This window comes from Gordonia sp. NPDC003422, from assembly GCF_053588675.1.
This window is the reverse complement of the sequence record NZ_JBSFQL010000066.1, coordinates 1-2,382: the sequence shown is the minus strand read 5'-3', so window position 1 is coordinate 2,382 and position 2,382 is coordinate 1. Positions and strand designations below refer to the sequence as shown.

1 protein-coding gene is annotated in these 2,382 nt (G+C 64.7%); it reads right to left on the bottom strand.

What is annotated here, in order from left to right; all coding sequences use genetic code 11:
* Positions 1-63 precede the first annotated feature (63 nt).
* Positions 64-2,382, bottom strand: a 2,319-nt coding sequence (locus ACWDTF_RS24750; protein ID WP_449755243.1) for a DUF6531 domain-containing protein, incomplete at its 5' end; no start/stop codon positions are given.

The following is a 2,382-nucleotide window of genomic DNA, read 5'->3' as shown; positions in this document are numbered from 1 at the left end:
ACCCCGACCGCATCGAACCCCACCTCAACTAGACCCAACCAGCAACCACAGGAAACCCAGGAGTCACGTTCTTACACAGACATCTTGACAAGCTCCCTCACGAATCTGCAGCTGCGAGTCATAGGCCAGCCGCAACAGGGCGCCATCTGCGGTCACGGTCTCGGCCGTGGCGTCCATCACCCCATACCGCACGCCATGGCGGCCGCCGATCTCGTCGACCGCTGCCACGAGATTGCCCTCGGCGTCATAGGTTGCTTCCTCGCGAGAACCATCAGCATGCACTCGCTCCAGCAAATGGCCGTGGGCAGACCAGCGTTGCCGCGTCTGGTGGCCTTCCGGGTCGAGCACCGACGTCACGTTCCCGAACACGTCACGCTCGTAGGACACCACCCGACCCGCCGGATCGATCACCCGTACCGGACGGCCCGCCGCATCCGACTCGATCACGGTCCTCGCGCCGCCCGGGTCGGTGATCGCCGCCAGCACCGACCCCGACTCGCGGTAGTCATAGTCGTAACGAGTGGTCGATCCGTCGGGCCTGGTCACCGCTACCACATTGCCCGCGACGTCCACCGTCACCTCGGTGACACGGCCGGCCGCATCGACCAGTCGGGTCGCCATCCCCAACGGCGCGTACTCGATACTCGTGGCCGCACCCTGGGCGGTTTCCTCGGCCAGCACCAACCCATCCCGGTCGCGACGCCACCGCGTGACCACCCCAGCAGCGTCCACCTCGCGGGCGACACGCTGCCGATCAAACTCCAACGTACGGATGCCACCCGCGGCACTGATTTCTTGCCAGACTTGTCCGTCGGGGTCACACCGGAACATCTCGAAACGCACATCACCCAACACCTCATCAACCAGCAACGCCTCATCGACCCCGGCCAGCACAGCCTCACCCGCCGCCACATGCCCGCCGCCACCGGTGAACACCCGACCCGGCAACCGCACACCCACACCCTCGACGCCCTCGGCCGTCAACGCCGACACCAACGGCAACCGGCTCAGACGGTCGATCACCGCACCGATCTGCCCACCCCCACCCGGGGTAGACATCGCGGCAACATCCATCGCAGTAGCGGTCTCCACGATCACCGACACCGTGCCACCAGCGACCGCATCCGGACCGGTATCCGGCAGATACACAAACGCATTCGCATACACACCAGCCGTCCCGGCCTGCGCCACACACCGGCCCTGCCCATCGAACCGATGCCGATACGCCGTGCCATTACGGTCGGTCCACCCACACATCCGGCCCGCACCGTCGTACTCATAACGCATCGCCTGCCCCGACGAATTGATCACCTCCACCAACTCATCGGCCGCCGAATACCCGTACCGCACCACCTCCACCACCGCCGTCATGTCCGACGAGGACGACCCATCGCTCACCGACAACCCCACCACCCGACCCGACACCGCATCAGTGGCCACCGACACCACCGCACCACCCGAAAGCCGCACCCGCACCGGGAAACCCGACCGCGGATCGTAATCAATCTCATAACGGTGACCACTGTGATGCACCACCGCCGTGCACCCCACCACCACCGAAAAATCCGTCACCCCCGCCAACGACGACTCCGGCACCCCCACAGCCGACACAGCAGAAACCTCCGCAGCGCCACCCCCGCCACCGACCAACCCAGCGTCCGCGATGCCAGCGCCCTCGGTGCCAGTGTCCTCGGCGGTATCCACCCGCACCGACGACGCCTCACCCGTGACCGCGAACACATACGTGACACCAGCAGCAACATCACGCACCCGGTAGGCGCCATCCACAAACGACAACCGCCACCCCGACACCTCCCGCGACCCGACCTCGCCGTCACCCTCAGGCAGCCCGAACCCGACCCCCGCCCCGTCCGGGCCGATGAACATCACCTGATCGCGGTCGATCTCGACCACACAATCCAACAACGACACCCACGACGGACCAAACGAACGTCCCGCCCGAAACGACGTCATCAAATGACGCTCGAACACAAACGGGAACACCCCATCAATCCGCACATCCACATCGGTGTCGACCACATCCCCCGACGCCATATCCACAGGCTCACCCCGACACGCCCGACCGAACTTGGCCAACTTCCCGACCTGCGCCGCCTTACCCCCTGGAAAAGCACCGGCCGCCGACATCGCGAACTCACCCCACGACATATTCCCCGTCAACGTCAACGCCAACCCAATACCCACACCAATACCCGCGATGATCCCACCCACCAACGTGCCCAACCCCGGCAACAACGCCACCAACGAACCCACCGTGATCAACACATCCGAAATCGTCTTCAACACATCAGCATGCTCATCAATCCAATTACCCACCGACTTCCAAAACGCCTTCCACCCCTTCGGATTCTCCTCAAACGG